General features: G+C 71.8%; 17 protein-coding genes. 13 read left to right on the forward strand and 4 right to left on the reverse strand.

The genetic code is table 11. The features are described 5' to 3' along the window. Positions 1-23 precede the first annotated feature (23 nt). Positions 24-3,875, forward strand: coding sequence for an ATP-dependent RNA helicase HrpA (hrpA, locus tag DEJ05_RS05665; protein WP_111109965.1), 3,852 nt, complete (start codon positions 24-26; stop codon positions 3,873-3,875). Between the two features lie 19 nt (positions 3,876-3,894). Further along, on the forward strand, positions 3,895-4,263 hold the full coding sequence (locus DEJ05_RS05670; RefSeq protein WP_071246991.1) for a VOC family protein: 369 nt from the start codon (positions 3,895-3,897) through the stop codon (positions 4,261-4,263). Here the strand turns inward: DEJ05_RS05670 and DEJ05_RS05675 are convergent. Continuing rightward, complete coding sequence (locus DEJ05_RS05675) at positions 4,244-4,801, reverse strand: YbaK/EbsC family protein (protein WP_111109966.1); 558 nt, start codon at positions 4,799-4,801, stop codon at positions 4,244-4,246. The two genes, DEJ05_RS05670 and DEJ05_RS05675, sit on opposite strands and share 20 nt — an antisense overlap. A gap of 41 nt (positions 4,802-4,842) precedes the next feature. Between DEJ05_RS05675 and DEJ05_RS05680 the strand changes: the two genes are divergently transcribed. The 6 genes from DEJ05_RS05680 to DEJ05_RS05705 all read left to right on the forward strand — a co-directional run bounded on the left by DEJ05_RS05680 (position 4,843) and on the right by DEJ05_RS05705 (position 10,236). After that, entirely contained in the window at positions 4,843-5,496 is a 654-nt protein-coding gene (locus tag DEJ05_RS05680; protein WP_111109967.1) for a CatA-like O-acetyltransferase, read from the forward strand. Positions 5,497-5,529: 33 nt separating this feature from the next. Further along, entirely contained in the window at positions 5,530-5,910 is a 381-nt protein-coding gene (locus DEJ05_RS05685; protein WP_111109968.1) for a VOC family protein, read from the forward strand. Between the two features lie 253 nt (positions 5,911-6,163). Further along, positions 6,164-7,039 (forward strand): PASTA domain-containing protein, encoded by an 876-nt coding sequence (locus DEJ05_RS05690; protein WP_181440666.1) that lies wholly within the window; start codon positions 6,164-6,166, stop codon positions 7,037-7,039. Between the two features lie 108 nt (positions 7,040-7,147). After that, entirely contained in the window at positions 7,148-8,170 is a 1,023-nt protein-coding gene (locus tag DEJ05_RS05695) for a Gfo/Idh/MocA family protein (RefSeq protein ID WP_111110003.1), read from the forward strand. After that, the gene (locus tag DEJ05_RS05700) at positions 8,167-9,195 is read left to right on the forward strand and encodes a Gfo/Idh/MocA family protein (protein ID WP_111109970.1); all 1,029 of its coding nucleotides are present in this window, start codon (positions 8,167-8,169) and stop codon (positions 9,193-9,195) included. Before DEJ05_RS05695 ends, DEJ05_RS05700 begins: the two co-directional genes overlap by 4 nt. 27 nt (positions 9,196-9,222) lie before the next feature. Then, on the forward strand, positions 9,223-10,236 hold the full coding sequence (locus DEJ05_RS05705) for a LacI family DNA-binding transcriptional regulator (RefSeq protein ID WP_111109971.1): 1,014 nt from the start codon (positions 9,223-9,225) through the stop codon (positions 10,234-10,236). A gap of 88 nt (positions 10,237-10,324) precedes the next feature. Here DEJ05_RS05705 and DEJ05_RS05710 read toward each other — a convergent pair whose 3' ends face one another. Then, complete coding sequence (locus tag DEJ05_RS05710; RefSeq protein WP_309146943.1) at positions 10,325-11,116, reverse strand: alpha/beta hydrolase; 792 nt, start codon at positions 11,114-11,116, stop codon at positions 10,325-10,327. Then, entirely contained in the window at positions 11,113-11,886 is a 774-nt protein-coding gene (locus DEJ05_RS05715) for an alpha/beta fold hydrolase (protein WP_146237669.1), read from the reverse strand. The genes DEJ05_RS05710 and DEJ05_RS05715 overlap by 4 nt, the downstream gene beginning before the upstream one ends. An 82-nt stretch (positions 11,887-11,968) precedes the next feature. Between DEJ05_RS05715 and DEJ05_RS05720 the strand changes: the two genes are divergently transcribed. The 5 genes from DEJ05_RS05720 (at position 11,969) to DEJ05_RS05740 (ending at position 17,386) form a co-directional block, all read left to right on the forward strand. After that, on the forward strand, positions 11,969-12,454 hold the full coding sequence (locus DEJ05_RS05720) for a hypothetical protein (protein WP_111109972.1): 486 nt from the start codon (positions 11,969-11,971) through the stop codon (positions 12,452-12,454). A gap of 21 nt (positions 12,455-12,475) precedes the next feature. After that, positions 12,476-13,024 (forward strand): dihydrofolate reductase family protein, encoded by a 549-nt coding sequence (locus tag DEJ05_RS05725; RefSeq protein WP_111109973.1) that lies wholly within the window; start codon positions 12,476-12,478, stop codon positions 13,022-13,024. A gap of 103 nt (positions 13,025-13,127) precedes the next feature. Then, complete coding sequence (locus DEJ05_RS05730; RefSeq protein ID WP_071406544.1) at positions 13,128-14,426, forward strand: NAD(P)/FAD-dependent oxidoreductase; 1,299 nt, start codon at positions 13,128-13,130, stop codon at positions 14,424-14,426. A gap of 442 nt (positions 14,427-14,868) precedes the next feature. Further along, the gene (locus DEJ05_RS05735) at positions 14,869-16,158 is read left to right on the forward strand and encodes an acyltransferase (protein WP_111109974.1); all 1,290 of its coding nucleotides are present in this window, start codon (positions 14,869-14,871) and stop codon (positions 16,156-16,158) included. Positions 16,159-16,192: 34 nt separating this feature from the next. Continuing rightward, positions 16,193-17,386, forward strand: coding sequence for an NAD(P)/FAD-dependent oxidoreductase (locus DEJ05_RS05740; protein ID WP_258376093.1), 1,194 nt, complete (start codon positions 16,193-16,195; stop codon positions 17,384-17,386). Positions 17,387-17,444: 58 nt separating this feature from the next. On the opposite strand, the gene DEJ05_RS05745 is transcribed toward DEJ05_RS05740, so the two are convergent. Then, entirely contained in the window at positions 17,445-18,314 is an 870-nt protein-coding gene (locus DEJ05_RS05745) for a UbiA family prenyltransferase (protein ID WP_111109975.1), read from the reverse strand. Positions 18,315-18,321 lie beyond the last annotated feature (7 nt).

Here is an 18,321-nt window from a genome sequence, read left to right on the forward strand (position 1 = left end):
CGCGCCTGTATCCTGGAATGCTCATGTCTTCTCCGCTGCCCGTCATCACGTACCCGCCCGAACTGCCGGTCTCGCAGCGGCGGGACGACATCGCGGCTGCCATCCGTGACAACCAGGTGGTCATCGTCGCCGGGGCCACCGGCTCGGGCAAGACGACGCAGCTGCCGAAGATCTGCCTCGAGCTCGGTCGTGAGCACATCGGGCACACCCAGCCCCGCCGGATCGCGGCGCGGACCATCGCCGAGCGTGTGGCGGAAGAACTGGGCGGCGGGGAGCTCGGCGGACTCGTCGGCTACCAGGTCCGCTTCACCGACAAGGTGAGCTCCGAGACCCGCGTGAAGCTGATGACCGACGGCATCCTGCTGAACGAGATCCACTTCGACCGCGACCTGAAGCGGTACGACACGATCATCATCGACGAGGCGCACGAGCGGTCCCTCACGATCGACTTCCTGCTGGGCTACCTGAAGCGGCTGCTCCCCCGTCGCCCCGACCTGAAGCTCATCATCACGAGTGCGACAATCGACCCGGAGTCGTTCTCGAAGCACTTCGACGACGCCCCCATCATCGAGGTGTCCGGCCGCACCTACCCGGTCGAGATCCGGTACCGCCCCCTCGTCGCCGAAGACCAGGACGACGACGCCGACGACGAGTCGGACTCCCGCACCGGTGACAGCGGCAACGCAGCCGACGACCGCGACACCCTGCAGGGCATCACCGACGCCCTCGACGAGCTGGCGCAGGAGGACCCGGGCGACGTGCTCGTGTTCCTGTCCGGCGAGAACGAGATCCGCGACGCGCAGGACGCGATCGAGGGCAAGCGCTACCCGGGCACCGAGGTCCTGCCGTTGTACGGCCGCCTGTCCGCCGCCGACCAGCACCGGGTCTTCGAGCGCCGGCACACCCCGGGCATCCGCCGTCGTGTCGTCCTCGCCACGAACGTCGCCGAAACCTCGCTGACCGTGCCCGGCATCAAGTACGTGATCGACACCGGGACGGCACGCATCTCGCGGTACTCCCCGCGGGCCAAGGTGCAGCGGCTGCCGATCGAGGCGATCTCGCAGGCCAGTGCCAGCCAGCGCTCCGGTCGAGCGGGCCGCACGAGTGCCGGCATCGCGATCCGGCTCTACTCCGAAGACGACTTCGGCCGGCGCCCCGAGTACACCGACCCCGAGATCCTCCGCACGAACCTCGCCGCGGTGATCCTGCAGATGATCTCGCTCGGCTTCGGGGACATCGAGTCGTTCCCGTTCCTGCAACCGCCGGACAGCCGGGGCGTGAAGGACGGCCTCGACCTGCTCCGCGAGCTCCGCGCCGTCGACAAGGACGGCCGCATCACCAAGTCCGGGCGACAGCTGACCCGGCTGCCGATCGACCCCCGGCTCGGTCGGATGGTGCTCGAGGCCGGGCGGCAGGGTGTCGGACGCGAGGTCATCGCCATCGTCAGCGCCCTGAGCATCCAGGACCCCCGCGAGCGCCCCCTCGAGAAGCGCGCGCACGCCGACCAGCTGCACGCCCGGTTCGCCGACCCGACGAGCGACTTCCTGACCCTGCTGAACCTCTGGAACCACATCGAGGAGCAGCAGGAGGAACTGTCGTCGAGCGCGTTCCGCCGACTGTGCAAGGCCGAGTTCCTGAACTACCTGCGCATCCGCGAGTGGCAGGACCTGTACCGGCAGCTCTCCCGTGCCGCGAAGCAGGTCGACGTCCGGGTCGGGCAGGCCCGCTCCGACGACGGCGACGCCGTGCACCGTGCGCTGCTCTCCGGACTCCTCAGCCAGATCGGGCTGCGCGACCGCGAGAAGCGCGACTACCTGGGCTCGCGGAACACCCGGTTCGTGGTGTTCCCGGGCAGCGTGCTCGCGAAGAAGCAGCCGGACGCCGTGATGGCCGCCGAGCTCGTCGAGACGAGCCGGTTGTTCGCCCGGACCGTCGGCCGGATCGACCCCGCCTGGGTGGAGCCGCTCGCCGGTGACCTGCTCAAGCGCACCTACGGCGAACCGCACTGGGAGAAGAAGCAGGGGGCGGTCGTCGCCTACGAGCGGGTGACCCTGTTCGGCGTCCCGATCGTGCAGCGCCGCCGCGTGCAGTACTCGCGGATCGACCCGGAACACTCCCGCGAGCTCTTCATCCGGCACGCCCTGGTCGAGGGTGAGTGGGAATCGCAGCAGGCCTTCGACCGCGCCAACCGGAAGCTCCGCAAGGAACTCGAGCAGCTCGAGGAACGCACCCGCCGCCGGGACATCCTGCTCGACGACGAGAACGTCTACGAGTTCTACGACGCCCGGATCCCGGCCGACGTCGCCACGACCCGCGACTTCGAGGGGTGGTGGCGGACCACTCGCCGTGAGCAGCCGGACCTGCTCACGATGCGCCGGTCGGACCTGCTGGACGAATCAGCGGCCGAGGCCGCCGAGGACGACGTCGAGTACCCGACCCAGTGGCGGAGCGGCGACCAGCGTCTCGCCATCCAGTACCGCTTCGAGCCCGGCGCACAGGACGACGGCGTCAGCGTGCAGGTCCCCCTCGCGCTCCTGCCCCGGATGCGTGAAGAGGGCTTCGACTGGCAGGTGCGCGGCCTCCGCAAGGAGCTCGTGACCGCGCTCATCAAGTCGCTGCCGAAGCAGATCCGCAAGAACGTCGTGCCCGCAGCCGACTGGGCCGAGAAGATCGTCGCCGAGCTGCCCGACGACGCCCCGACCGAGCCGACGGAGTCGTTCCGCGCCACCCTCGCCAAGGCGATCCAGCGCATGACCTACGTCCCGGTCTCCGAGTCCGACTTCGACCTGTCCCGCGTCCCCGCGCACCTGCTGCCGACGTGGGCCGTGGTCGACGAGCGTGGTCGCCGGGTCGAGACCGGCAAGGACCTGTCGGCCCTGCAGACCAAGCTCAAGGACCGGACCCAGCAGAGCGTCGCCTCCGCCACGGCGAAGGGCGCGGGACGGACCGGAGGCGCGGCTCGCGTCGCGTCCGCCGGTGCCGGTCGTCCGCTGGAACAGTCCGGACTCACCGCCTGGCCCGACCAGGACCTGCCGCAGACCCTCGACACCAAGCAGGCCGGCGGCGTCATCCGCGCGTACCCGTCCCTGGTCGAGGAAGGCACCGGTCCGAAGGCGTCCGTCGGCGTGCAGCTGCTCGCCACCCCGTCCGACCGCGTCGTCCGGATGCCCGCCGGGGTTCGCCGTCTGGTGATGCACGCGGTGCCGTCGCCCGTGTCGTACATCCAGTCGCACCTGACCGCGCAGGAGAAGCTCGCCCTCGCCGCCAGCCCCTACCCGTCGACCGCCGCGCTGTTCGACGACGTCCTGGCCGCCGTGGTCGACGCCGGCATCCGCCGGGCCCACCCGGACGGCATGGTCTTCACGAAGGCCGAGTTCGAGTCGGTCCGCGATGCGGTGTCGGCCACCGTCGTCGACACGATGTTCACCGCCGTGTCCGAGGTCGCGGCTGTCCTGGCCGCACAGCGCTCCGCCGAACGGGCACTCAAGCAGGCGAACTCGATGTCGCTGCTCGCCGCCCTCAGCGACATGCGGCAGCAGATGGAGCGCCTGGTGTTCCCGGGGTTCGTCGCCGTCGCGGGGCTCGACCGGCTGCGCCGCATCCGCGTGTACCTGCAGGGCATCGAGGCGCGCGTGCAGAAGCTGCTGCAGAACCCCGGACGTGACGCGACCTGGATGCGCGAGGTCACCGTGGCGACCGACCGCTACACCGATGCCGGCGGTGTCTTCCCGCCCGCGGTCGGGGCGCACCCGGAGCTCGTGCACGCTCGGTGGATGCTCGAGGAGTTCCGGCTCAGCCTGTTCGCGCAGGAACTCGGGACCGCCGAGACCGTCTCGTTGCAGCGGATCACGAAGGCCCTGACCGCCGCACGCTGATGGGTCTACCGTGTCGGCCATGATCGGCACACTCGACGTCGTCGTCCTGGACTGCCCGGACACCCGCGCCCTCGCCCGCTTCTACGCCGAGCTGCTCGGCGGGGAGATCGTCGGCTTCGACGAGGACTGGGCGGAGCTCGCCCTCCCGTTCACCGACCACCGTCCGATCCTGGCGTTCCAGCAGGTCGACGACTACCGGGCGCCGGACTGGCCGGGGCAGACGGTCCCGCAGCAGAGCCACCTCGACGTGAAGGTCGACGACCTGGACGACGGCGAGGCCGCGGTGCTCGCGATCGGCGCGACGGCGACGGGGTCGGGCACGGAGACGTTCCGCGTCTACCTCGACCCCGCGGGGCACCCGTTCTGCCTCATCCGGCCGTCGGACTGACCGGTTCGGTCGCCAGACCCTCGACCACGGTCACGTTCGGCAGCGCGGTGAGTGCGGCGCCGGGCAGGAACAGCTTCGCGGCGCGGCGCCCGGCGCCGATGACGACCTCGGGAGCGTCGAGGACGCGCGCGTCGATGTAGAGCGGCCACGACGACGGCAGTCCGATCGGGGTGATGCCGCCGTGCTCCATGCCGGTCAGCTCGACCGCTTCGTCCATCGGGGCGAAGCTCGCCTTGCGGACGTCGAGCAGCTGCTTCACGACGCGGTTCACGTCGAGCTTGGTCGATGCGAGGACGACGCAAGCGGCGTAGCGGACCTCGTCGCCGCGCTTCCCTGCGACGACGATGCAGTTCGCGCCGCCGGCCAGCGGGTAGCCGTACGCCTCCGAGAACGCGGCGGTGTCGGCGAGGTCCGCGTCGATCGGGGCCCCCTCGATCTTCATGACGACCTCGGTCGGCAACGCGACGAGGGCTTCGGCGACGGGGATCGCGAGGAATCCGGTGGCGACCAGGGCGGGAACACGTTCGAGCGTCGGCATGGCTCCACCGTAGGGAAGCGATCCCGCACGAGGGTGGAGCCATGACCGAACTCCGGGCGATCGACGTCGACCAGTGGCCCCGCCGGGAGCACTTCGAGCACTACCGGCGCCGGGTGCCGTGCGCGTACGAGGTGACCGTCGAACTCGACGTCACCGCCTTCGTCGAGCGCGTCCGAGCGACCGGCCGTCGGACCTACGCGTCGCAGCTCTGGGCGATCGCGACCGTGGTGAACCGGCACGACGAGTTCCGGATGCAGCTGCTGGACGACGGCTCCCCCGCCGTGTGGGACCGTGTCCACCCGATGTTCACCGTGTTCCACGCGGACACCGAGACGTTCTCCGCCCTCGTCGTGCCGTACGACGACGACTTCGGCACCTTCCACGACGCTGCAGTGTCGACGATGACGGAGTACCGCGACGACACCCGGATGTTCCCGCAGGACGACCGGCCCGGCAACGTGTTCGACGTCTCGACCCTGCCGGGAGCATCGTTCACCGGCTTCTCGTTGCAGGTGCGCGACGGCTGGGACCACCTGCTGCCGATCATCACGCTCGGCGGGTACCGGACCGCTGCTGACCGGACGCGGCTGCCGCTGGCGCTGCAGGTCAACCACGCGGCTGCCGACGGCTTCCACACGACCCGGCTGCTGCGCGAGCTCGAGGAGCTGTTCGCCGACCCTGGCTGGCTCGGCTGACCTCAGGGCATTGGCCGGAGTAGGACGGCGCCCATGACGAACGCAGTGGTGCACGTCGAACTCATCGGCCCCGACCCGGATCGGTTGCGGGACTTCTACGCCGCGCTCTTCGGCTGGGACTCCCCGGCGGGTGCCCCGGTCGCCGCAGCCGTCTCCGACCAGTCCTCGTACTCGTTCCTCGACCCGGTGCCGGGCGCCGGACCGGTCGCGGGCGGCATCGGCGGTGGCCCGGGGTTCACAGCCCACGCGGTGTTCTACGTCGCGGTCGAGGACGTCGCTGCAGCGCTCGCACGTGCCGAGGACCTCGGCGGCACCGTCGTCCTGCCGGCGCAGCGCAACGAGGGCGGCGGTGTCACGATCGGGCACTTCCACGACCCGGCGGGCAACCTGGTAGGCGTGGCAGGACCCCGCTGAGGGGTCCCCTCGACCTCGATCACGCGTGCCGTCGATGTTCTGAGCACGTACGGCTCATCGCTCACCTCCCGATCTGGGGGTGAAGGCGGCTTCCAGAATGGCGTGAGCCCCCAGTACTGTCCTCCTGAACGTCCCTCATTTCAGGAGAGTAAGCATGTCTGGTCCGTACGCCCCGGGTACGCCGTCTCCATTCCCGATGCAGCCACAATCCCCGCGGTCCCATCCGGCGAAGGGCCTCGCTACGGCAGCACTGGTGTTGGGCATCATCTCCGTCATCCTGTCGTTCGTGCCAGTCGTTCTGCATCTCGGCTTCGTGCTGGGCGTACTCGCGTTGATCTTCGGAATCGTGGCGCTAGCTCGCCGAGTCAGAGCCGGAGTGACGGGGACAGTCCTGGGCGGAATCGGGGTGGTGCTCTCGCTCGTGTTCGGCACCGTCTACGGTCTCACCGCGTTCAGCTCTGCGCCTTCTGCTGTACAGGCGACGAGCGCCGCCGATGCGACCGACGACGCTGCAGACAGCGCGCAGGTTGAGGTTCCCGATGTGGTGGGTAAGACCATCGAGGACGGAGCCGCTGCATTGACAGATGCGGGCTTTGTCCCGGAAACGAGCGACGCCGACTCATCCGCGGGGATCGCCAGCCAGTCTCCTGCCGCAGGTCAACGAGTAGCGAAAGGCTCGACAGTTCGACTGACGCCGGCGGAAGCGGATGGTTCCAGCGCCAATTCCCCCGCTCCTGTCGGCACGAAGTTCCAAATGACCAGCACGAACCGTCTCGATGGCACTGAGACTGACTACACACAGTGGCTCGACGGGTACAACGACAACTACACCTCGGCAAACGAGTACGAGCAACCTGACTCGAACATGAAGTACGTGGTGCTCACGGTGCACGTCACGGCGTCAACTGCCGGGGTCGACGCGAGTTCTGCAGCATATGACGTCGCTCTGGCGGCAACCGACGGTGCTGTGTACGACTCGACGTACCTCAGCGACGTAGAGGAGATGCCGAGCGTGACGCTCGGTGCTGGTCAGAGCGCGACCGGCAAGGTCGTGTTCGAGGTCCCCAACACTTTCCACGGCGGAATCGCATCGTTCGGTGACGGGAGCGTCTTCGTGAAAACGAACTGACCGCTTTTGCTCCACACGACCCGTGTTCCGGGGCGCCCAACCACGAAGAACGCCTCGGCCCTCGTGACGCCCGAGGCGTCCTCGGACCGCATCTCCTACGCTGACCCCATGACGTCGCAGTCGGACTCCCCCGCCCGCAAACGCATCGGGCTCGTCGGCGCGGGCGGCATCTCCGTCGCCCACCTGCCCGGGCTGATCCGCCTGGGCGACGTGGTGGTGCATGCTCGCGAGGGCGCCCACGAACTCGTCGCCGCGTTCACCGACACCGCCCGGGTCGAAGGCAGCACGATCACCGTCGCCGACAGCCTCGACGAGCTGCTCGCCGCGGTCGACGTCGTCGATGTGGTGGTCCCGACGCACGCCCACGCCGAGGTCGTCCGTGCGGCGATCGCGGCCGGCAAGGACGTCGTCTCCGAGAAGCCCCTGGCCCGGACCGACGCGGACGCGGCGGACCTGGCGGCGCGCGCTGCGGACGCGGGCGTACAGCTCTACCCGGCCCAGGTGGTGCGCTGGTTCCCCGCGTACGCGCGCCTGCAGGAGGCCGCGACCACGGGCCTCCTGGGCGACCTGGCGGTGTTGCGGTTCTCGCGGTCCGGCGCCTTCCCCACCCACGTCCCCTGGTTCGGCGACCGCGCCCTGTCGGGCGGGATCGTGATGGACCAGATGATCCACGACCTGGACATCGCGCGCTGGGTGGCGGGCGAGGTGACCCGCGTCTCGGCGGTGAGCGTCCGCGCGGGTTCCGAGGCGGAGCCGGTCGAGGCGGCGCACGTCCTGCTCACGCACGAGTCGGGCGCGATCAGCCACGTCGCCGGGCTGTGGGGGCCGCAGCACCTCGCCTTCACGACCGAGTACTCGGTGACGGGGACGCTCGGCAGCCTGTCGCACTCGTCCCGGGCCGAGGAAGACACCCGGAGTGACCTGGCGGCACCGGCTTCCGTGGACGGTTTCCTGCCGAGGGTGGACCCGGCGGACGATCCCTACGCGCTGGAGCTCGCCGACTTCCTCGCCGCGTTCGACGGTGGTGCACCGCCCCGGGTGACCGTGGACGACGGGGTCGCCGCGGTGCGGATCGCGAACGCGGCGATCGCCTCGATCGAGTCCGGCCAGCCGGTGGAGGTGTCGCGGTGACGCTCCGGGTCGGGGTGCTCTCCTTCGCCCACACGCACGCCATCAGCTACCTCGGCGCCCTGGCGGCGATGCCCGACGTCGAGGTGCGCGGCACGGACCCGGGCGGGACCTCGACGGGGACGGAACTCAGTGACCTGCGCGGCGCCGAACTGGCCCGCGCGCTCGGCGCCGGGTACGCGGACTCCGTCGACGAGCTGCTCGCCTGGGGCCCGGACGCCGTGATCGTCACGAGCGAGAACGCCCGGCACCGCGAGTTCGTCGAGCTCGCGGTGGCAGCGGGGGCACACGTGCTCTGCGAGAAGCCGCTCGCGACCTCGTGGCAGGACGGCCTCGCCATCCGCGAGGCGGTGGACCGCGCCGGGGTGCTGCTCATGATGGCGTTCCCGGTGCGCTTCGCCTCGGCGTTCGACCGGCTGCGCGCGACGCGGGACTCGGGCGCACTCGGCACGGTGTTCTCGGTGCGGGGCGCGAACAACGGCATGCTCCCGCTCGCCCGGGACTGGTTCACCGACGTCCGGCTGAGCGGAGGTGGCGCCCTCGTCGACCACGTCGTGCACGTCGCCGACCTGATCGACGGGCTGACCGGAGCGGCGCCGGTGTCCGTCACCGCCGTCACCAACCGGGTGCTGCACGCGGACCGCGCGAACGCCGAGACCGCAGGCCTGGTGACCATCACGTACGACGACGGCACGATCGCGGCGATCGACTGCTCGTGGAGCCGACCGGACACGTCGCCGGTGTGGGGTGGGCTGACGCTCGACGTCGCCGGGACCGGTGGCACGGTGTCGGTGGACTTCTTCGGGGCGGCTGCTCGGGGGCTCGAGGCGGTCGGGGGCCGGCCGATCGAACTCCGGTACGGACCCGACCACGACCTGCCGATGCTCCGGACGTTCCTGGCGGCCGTGGAGTCCGGGGAGCAGCCGCAGCCGGACGTCGGGGTCGGACTCCGGACGCTGTCGATCGTGCTGGCGGCGCAGGAGTCGGTGCGGACGGGCAGGACGGTGCCGGTGCAGGTCGCGGACTGAGCACCGCCCCGCGCTACGCTCGTCCCGATGCGCGCAACCGTGCGGGACGTGGCCGCCCTCGCCGGGGTGTCCCCGAAGACCGTCTCCAACGTCGTCAACGGCGGCGTGGTCGTGCGCCCGGAGACCCGCGAACGCGTCGAGCGGGCGGTCGCCGAGCTCGACTACGTGCCGAACCTGTCCGCCCGCGGGCTCCGGAACGGCCGCTCCGGAGCCATCGCGTTGACGCTGCCGGAGATGGGCAGCGCCTACTCCGCCGAACTCGCGCAGTCCTTCGTGGAACTCGCCCGCGAACGCGGCTGGGTCGTGCAGCTCGAGCAGACGGGCAACGACCCGGCCCGCGAACGCGAACTGGTCTCCCGTGCCCGGGCACACCTGGTGGACGGACTGATCCTCAACCCGGTGTCGCTCAGCGCGAGCGTCCTGGCCTCGACCGAGGGGCTGCCGCCGACCGTCGTCATCGGCGAGGTCGAGCCCGAGCACGTCGACCAGGTGCACGTCGACAGCCGCGCGGCAGCCGAGCAGGTCACCGAACACCTCATCGCCCGCGGGCACCGGCGCATCGCGATCGTCGGGGCGTCACCCGAGGGTGCCGCGACGGCGACGAGCGAGCTCCGCGAACGCGGCTACACCGCCGCGCTCACCGCCGCCGGCATCACGCCCGACCCGTCGCTCCGGGTCCCGCTGCCGTCGTGGACCACGAGTTCCGCGGCGACGACCTTCGCGGCCTGGCTCGACGAGCACCCCCTGCCCGACGCCGTCTTCGCCTTCACCGACTCGATCGCGTTCGGGGTGCTGCACGTCCTCGCTGCCCGCGGCGTCCGCGTGCCCGAGCAGGTCAGCGTCATCGGGTTCGACGACGTCGACGCGGCCGCCTACGCGATCCCGTCGCTCAGCACGGTGTCGTTCGACCGTCGGGCCTTCGCGACGGCGGCGCTCGACCTGCTGACCCGGCGGATCGCGGACCGCAGTGCCGCGCCGGAGACCGTCGTCGTGCCGCACCGGATCGTCGAGCGCGCGAGCGTCGGCGACCGCCCGCGCTGACGCTGCTGCCACGCCGCTGCCGCCGCGGCCGCCGCGCCGTTTCGCGCTGACCGACACCTCACGCGGCCGCGCGCCCACGAAGTGTCGCTCAGCGCGAAAGACCGCCAGCGCCGCCGCCGCCAGCGCCGCCAGACCCGGAGCCGCCCACGCCCGGGTCCGCCGCCGCCAGCACCGCCGACCGCGTCCGCGCATCGCCGAGGATCCGGAAGTGCCCACCCACCGGCAGCCGCACGTTCGTCGCCCCCTGGAGCTCACTGCCCTCGGGGATGAGCGTGTCGAACACCCCGTACACCGAGGTGATCCGCGCGTTCGCGTCGAGTTCCCGCGCCAGCCCCGCCAGCACCGGGTCGGCCGCCCGGAACGCCCGCAGGTGCGGCACCGGCGCGAGCCGCGCGTAGACCGACCCCGCAAAGGGCGTCGAGACCGCGACCATCCGGTCGATCCGCTCGTGCTGGTCGAGCTGCGTCATCGCGTACTTGCCGATGAGCCCGCCCTTGCTGTGTGCGAGCACGAGCACGTTCCGCAGGTCCTGTTCCTCCAGGGTCGCGATCACCTCGCGCGCCGAGTCCGGCACGGGTCGCAGGTTGTGCCGCAGGACGGGCAGCACGTGCACCGGGTGCCCCCGGTCGTGCAGTGCGTCCATCAGTGGCCGCATGAAGTGCCAGGTCTCGTAGACGCCGGGGACCACGACGACGGGCTGCCCGGCGCCGGTCCGGTAGTCGTCCGCGGTGGTCGGCCCGAGGCTCCTGACCTGCCACCTGGCGGCGTATCCCCAGTCGAGTGCGGCCCACCACGCGCGTCGCACCAGCGGGACACGGCCTGGAGGCCCGGATCGCGCCGTCCGCGCCGCCTCCGTCCCCGACGTGGTCGGCCGGGTCATCGCAGCCCCTCCAGGCGCTCGGCGCTGCGGAACGTCTCGAGGAGGCGTGCGAAGGCGTCCGGCTGCCGTTCCTGCACGTGGTGCGGGCCGGCCAGTTCCACAAAGGTGCCGTTCGGCGCAGCGGCCGCGACCCGAGCCGACCAGTCGTGCCGCGCGATCGGGTCCTGGGTGCCGCGGACGACGAGGACGGGCTGCGTCACCTCGGTGATCGTCTGCTCGGTCGGGTAGCGGAGCATCGGCCCGAGCTCACGCGTGTACTGCCGCATGCTCCGCAGGTAGTCGGTGACCAGGACGCCGTTCATCCGGACCCCCTCGACGAACCCGTCGCGGCCCAGGTCGAGCGCCTGCAGCGGGAGTGATCGCCGCTCGGAGTCGATCACCGGACCGACGAGCACGATCGCCGCGACGGTCTCCGGGTGGCGCCGGGCGGACTCGACCACGACCTGGGCACCCATCGACTGCCCGACGAGCACCAGGTCGCCGTCGACCAGGTGACGGACCGCCCGCACGACGACATCGCCGAGCTCCTCGATGGGCAGCCGCCGACCGGCCGCGGGCAGCCAGCCGAACCCCGGCAGGTCGACGCTGATCGTGCGGTGCTCGGCGGCGACGGCGCGCTGCGACCGGGCGAAGGACCGGTGGGACATCCCGATGCCGTGGACGAACACGACGGTGGGGTCGGTGTCGTCGCGGACCGGCTCTCGCGCCGCCATGGTGTGCAGGCGCACGGGCAACCCGTCGATCCGGACGGTCTCCACAGCAGCGCGCACGAGCCGAGGCTACGCGGCGGTTCGCAGCACCGGGTCAGCCTCGTCATCGGCTGCGCATAGCCGGGCCGTGTGCACTCCTGGCATGAGCGACACCACTCCCACCAACGGCCACGGACCGGACGGCTCCGACCCGGCGAACCGGGCAACGGCTCCGACCGGCTGGGGCGCCGCCCCGACCCCGACGTCGACCTCCACGCTCGACGCCCCCGCGCCGCAACAACCGCAGCAGCAGCAGCAGCCGTACCGCGCGGATGCCGGCGCCAGGAACCCGGGCGCCTGGGACTCCACCGCCCCGAACGGCACCACCCCCTGGTACGGAGCCGCAGCCGGCGCCGCGAGCCCGACCAACCGCCGCAGCACCGGCCCGAAGCCCCCGTGGTTCTGGCCGCTCCTCGCCGCGATCGTCGGACTCGCCGCACTGCTCGTCGGCGGAGGCGTCGGGTTCGCCATCGGCTACGCGATCGGTGCGGACCGGACGCAGTCGACCACGCAGGTGCCCGGCACGAACCGGTTCCCGGGCAACGGCACCGGCCAGGCCCCCGGCAGCACCGACGGCACCGGGAGCTGACCGGCGGGTACGATCCGTCCCATGCGGAAGACCACTGCCGGTCTGTTCACGTCGGTCGACGGCGTCGTGCAGGACCCCTACGAGTTCCAGTACGACAGCTTCGACGACGAGCTCGGCGCGGCCGTGGGTGCCTTCATGGCCCGCACCGACACCGTGCTGCTCGGCCGGAACAGCTACCTCGAGTGGTCCGAGTGGTGGCCCGCCCACCCGGAGGACCCCTTCGGGCAGTGGATCAACCCGATCGAGAAGCACGTGGCCTCCACCACGCTCGGCGACGACCTGACCTGGCAGAACAGCACGCGGATCCCGGGTGACGTCCCCGCGTTCGTGCGCGACCTGCAGCAGCGCGAGGGGGCCGACATCGCCGTGTGCGGCAGTGTCACGCTCGTCCGCAGCCTGCTGTTCGCCGGGGTCCTCGACGAACTGCAGCTCATGATCCACCCGGCGATCGCCGGCCGTGGCCGGCGACTGTTCGAACCGACCGATCCGCCCATGCGCCTGCGTCTGGTCGACAGCACCGTGACGAGCAAGGGGAACGTGCTGAACACCTACGAGCGGTTCGACGCCTGACGGACGCACCACGGGCCTCCCGGCCTCTGCCCGTCATGCGCCCCGGCAAACCGCGCGTACCCTCGTGGGTGACCATCCGCACCCGAGGAACACCGGAGCAAGCATGACCCAGGACACCCGCCCGCACGTCGTCATCGTCGGCGGTGGATTCGCCGGTGTGGCCGCCATGCGGGAGCTCGCCGACGCGCCGGTCCGGGTGACCCTGGTCGACCGTCACGTGTACAACATGTTCCAGCCCCTGATGTACCAGGTGGCGACGGGCGGCCTGAACGCCGGCGACGTGACGTACTTCCTGCGCTCGCTCCGGGCCCGCCAGTCGAACGCCGAGTTCCGTCACGGCCTGCTCACCGGCATCCGCACCGACGAGCGCATCGCCGAGATGTCCGACGGCGAGCACCTGCACTACGACTACCTGATCCTCGCCAACGGCGTGAACACGAGCTACTTCGGCACCCCCGGTGCGTACGAGTACGCGTACTCGATGTACTCCCGCTCGCAGGCACTCCGCATCCGCGACGAGCTGTTCACCCGGCTCGAGGAAGCGGCGGCCAACCAGGGCCCCGACGAGATCCGCATCGTGATCGTCGGTGGCGGTGCGACCGGCGTCGAGATGGCCGGCGCGCTCGCCGAGCTCCGCGACCAGGCACTCGTCGGCGCGTACCCGGAGATCGAACGCGGCAACATCTCGATCACCCTCGTGCACCGCAGCGGCGAGCTCCTCAAGCCGTTCGCCCCGCGCCTGCGCCGCTACGCCGCCAAGGTGCTCCGCAAGCGCGGTGTCGTGCTGCGGCTGAACACCGGCGTCTCCGAGGTCAAGCGCGACGGCGTGATGACCGCGGACGGCGAGTTCATCCCCGCGTCGCAGGTGATCTGGGCGACCGGTGTCGCCGCCCACAAGGAGGTCTCCGGCTGGGGCCTGCCGCAGACCCACGGTGGCCGCATCCAGGTGAACGACGACCTGAGCGTGAAGGGCGCCGAGCGGATCTTCTCCGCCGGCGACATCGCGGCCCAGGACGACGCCCTCGCCCAGCTCGCCCAGCCCGCGCTGCAGGGCGGACGGCACTCGGCGCGACAGATCGTGCGCCTGCTCGAGGGCAAGGCCACCGAGCGCTTCAAGTACTTCGACAAGGGCACCATGGCGACGATCGGCACGAACGCCGCGGTCGCCCAGCTGCGCGGCGGGATCACGATGGTCGGCCCGGTCGCCTGGCTCGCCTGGGTGTTCGTGCACATCACGAGCCTGCTCGGCGCCGGCAACCGGATGTCGACCCTGACCCACTTCTTCGTCCGCTACGTGTGGTTCATGCGGAAGCGCTCGATCCCGATCGTCGGCGACGTCCGCCCGGTGCGCCCGAACGGCGACCGCGAGCCGGACCCCTGGCAGCTGCAGAAGGCCGAGTAGCCGCGCGCGTTCGCTCGCACGCTCGCTTGGTGAGCAGGAACGGTCGGGTCCGCACGTCGGACCCGACCGTTCCTGCTCACGATGTGTGTGCGGTGGACGCGGGGCGCGACGGCCTGGAGGCGCGGCGCGGGCCGGCCACGGGCCTCCCGGCCGGCGCGTGGTGCGCGGGGCTGGCGCCGACGCGTGGTGCGGACCCCGGGACCGCGGGGCAGGCCGACGCGGAACGACCATGTCGCTGTCGTACGACAGCGACATGGTCGCTGCGCGCGCTTCGCAACAGCGCGCGCGTGCGAGGAACGACGTTGTCGACGTCGTGCGACGTCGACACTGTCGTTCTGCGTCGACACTGACGAGCCTGATGCACCCCGCTCGTTGAGACTCCTCTTACCCGCGAGGAGGACCCTGGTCGGCGACACGCAACCGAGCAGCGCGGGGAGGGACCATGGCGACGACCACGCTGACCCACGCGCCGACGCAGGCGCAGCCACAGCACCGCACGGCCACCCCGGCGCACTCCGGAGCGGGGACGCAGCAGGCTCCGCCACCCCCGCTGACGCACCGCGCACCCGCGCTCGACGGACTCCGGACCCTCGCCATCCTGGTCGTCGTCCTGTACCACCTGCACGTGCCGCAGTTCGAGGGCGGCTTCATCGGCGTGACGGTGTTCTTCGTGCTGTCCGGCTTCCTCATCACGACGCTGCTGCTCGGCGAACGGCGTCGTACCGGGCGGGTGCGCCTCGGGACGTTCTGGGTGAAGCGGCTGCTCCGCCTCTACCCGGCACTGCTCGCGTTCGTCGTCGTCGGGCTCCTGCTCTGGAACTGGGTCGGTGACTACAAGGGCGCTTCGCTGCAGTCCGGCGAAGCGGCGTTCATCGCGCTGACCTACACGGGCAACCTGTTCCGCGCCTTCTGGGACACCTCGCAGGGCGTCTTCGCGCACACGTGGAGCCTGTCGATGGAGGAGCAGTTCTACCTGGTGTGGCCGCCGGTCCTGGTCCTGCTCGCCGCGCTCCGGGTCCGCCGCCGCTGGCTCCTGGCGGGGCTCGGGGTCCTGGTCGTCGGGGCGTCGGCGGCGTCGTGGGCGAGCTACCGCAGCCCGAGCGGCGGTGCCACGCCCGACGTCTACTTCTCGCCCGTGCTCGGGGTCGTGCCGCTCGCGATCGGCTGCGGACTGGCCCTGGTGCTCGACGACGAACGGGTGCGCGTGCGGGCCGCCGGGGTCCTCGGGCACGTGGCGACCTGGCTCGGTCTCGTGCTGCTGGTCGGGGTGCTGCTCTGGATCGACGACGACTGGACGCAGCACGCGTCGACGTTCGGCATCGTGCTCCCGCTGACCGGGCTGATCGCGGCGGTGACGATCGGCGGGCTGGTCTCGGTCCGCTCCCCCGTGTCCGCCGCCCTGGCCTGGACGCCGGTGTCGTGGTTCGGCCGCCGGGTGTCGTACTCGGCGTACCTCTGGCACCCGCTGGTGATCGCGCTGCTCGGGACCTTCGCGATCGGCCCCTGGGGCACGGTCGGCCTGGTCGGCGCGGTGGCGATCGTGTCGATCGGTGCCGCGTACGCCGTCGAGGTGCCCGTCGAGCGGTTCCGCGCACGGGTCCGTACGGGTCGCGATGCCGCAGTACCGCAGCGCACGCGCCCGCGCCCGCGCCCGCGCCCGCGCAGCGCAACGCATCGAGTGAGCAGAAGGTGTCGAGTACGGCCCGCTGACCCGACGTCTTCTGCTCACTGAACGCCGCGGCGATCGGTCACCGTAGGCTCGCCCCGTGCCCATCGAACGCGTCGACGTCCTCGTCGTCGGCGGCGGCCCCGTCGGACTGTTCCTGGCGGCACTCCTGGCGGCGCGGGGTGTCGACGTCCGGGTGTGGGAACGACGGGCCGAGCCGCCGACCGGTTCGCGGGCCATCGGCATCCACCCGCCGTCCCTCGACGCGTTCGCCGCGATCGGCCTGGACACCGCGGTGCTCGCCGAGGCGTCACTGGTGCATGCTGGCGTGGCCCGGAGCCGCGGTCGGACCCTCGGCACCCTGCGCTTCGACCGCGCGTCGCCGACCCACCCGTACGTGGCCACCCTCGACCAGCACCGCACCGAGTCCCTGCTCCGCGACCGGCTCCGGGCCAGCGCACCGAGCGCCCTGCGGACCGGCACCACCCTGACCGCACTGTCCCGGCACCCCGACCACGTCGACGCCACCGGGACCGGACCGGACGGCGACACCGTGACGGTCCGTGCGGCCTTCGTCGCCGGGGCCGACGGTGCCCGGAGCGCCGTCCGCGACCTGCTCGGCATCGGCACCACCGGGCGCGAGTACCCGGACCGCTACGTGATGGGTGACTTCGCCGATCCCGAGGCGCCGTCGGCCCGGTCGGCCGCCCTGGTCGACGTCGGCCCGGACGGCGTCGTCGAGTCCTTCCCGCTGCCGGGTGCGCGGCGTCGGTACGTCGCCCTGGTGCCGGACGACGACGCGTTCGCCTCGGCCGAGGGCAGCTGGACGGGCACGCCGGACCCCGCGGTCGTCGCACGCCTGGCCGCACTCGTCGCCGAGCGCACCGGTGTCGTCCCCGACCCCGCGACCTGCTCGATGACCAGCGGCTTCCGGGTGCGCCGCCGCACCGCCGACCGCGTGGGCGTCGGCCGAGCCGTGCTCGTCGGGGATGCCGCCCACGAGATCAGTCCGATCGGCGGGCAGGGCATGAACCTGGGGTGGCTCGACGCCGCCGAGCTCGCGCCGTTGCTCGCCGGAGCGGTCCGCACCGGCACGGCCGGGCCGTGGCCGGGCTACGCCGCCCGCCGCCAGGCAGCCGCCCGCCGCGCGGCTCGGCAGGCCGAGGCGAACATGGCACTGGGCCGTCCGCTCGGCCCCGTCACGGCGACCGGCCGGGAGGCGCTGCTCCGGACCGCCCTGTCCCTGCCGACCGCGCACGGCCTGGCCCGGCTCTACGCGATGCGCTGGGCCTGACGGCTCGCGTCCAGGCGCACCGGCGCACCGGCGCAGTCGCGCAGTCTGTTCCGCGTCGTCAGGCGACGAGTCGCGCGCCCGCGAAGCCGAGCTCGACGACGAGCACGAGCGACGACGCGATGACCAGCCGGAACAGGATGCGTGATGCGCGCCCCGCGAGCACCAACCGGACGCCGACGACGGCGAGCACGGCCACCACGACGGCACCGAGGACCGCGAGCACGACGCCGAGGCCCCGCACCGGGTCGTCGCCGAGGACCTGTCCGCCGAGCACCAGCGCTGCAGCGACGACGAGCGAGGCGAACGCGACGATCCCCGCGCCGCGGAGCCCGAGGCGATGCGGGAAGCCCCGCACCCCGGTGGCGGCGTCGTCGACCAGGTCGGGCAGCACGTTGGTGCAGTGGATCGCGATCCCGAAGACGGCCCCCGTGGCGATCGCCCACCACGCCGGCAACTGTCCCTCGGGCCCGGCTGCGACGGACACGACGGGCAACAGCCCGAAGGCGACGACGAACGGTGCCACCGACCACACCGAACGCTTCAGCCCGGCGTCGTAGGCCCACCCCGCGGCGACGAGCACGACGTGCGCGACCGCGGCGACCGGCCCCAGGAAGAGCGAGAGCACCACGGCGATCCCGGCGGTGGCGTAGGCGGCGGTACGGACGGTGCCGACGGCGATGAGGCCGCGGGCGACGGGCTTGTCGCTCCGCCCGACGGCCCGGTCGCGGTCCGCGTCGATCCAGTCGTTCGCCAGCCCGATGGACAGCTGCCCGGCGACGACCGTCAGCGCCACCAGCACCACGAGCCACACGGGGTGCCCCACGGCGGCGGCGATCACCGCGGCGAGGACGGTCACGGTGACCGTGGGTCCGGGGTGCGACGACGCGAACAGCAGACGCGCGGTCGACGGGGTGCGGCTGGCGGTCACCCGGTCA

Origin of the sequence: Curtobacterium sp. MCLR17_045 (assembly GCF_003234405.1) — a bacterium.
GTDB classification, from domain to species: Bacteria; Actinomycetota; Actinomycetes; order Actinomycetales; family Microbacteriaceae; genus Curtobacterium; species Curtobacterium flaccumfaciens.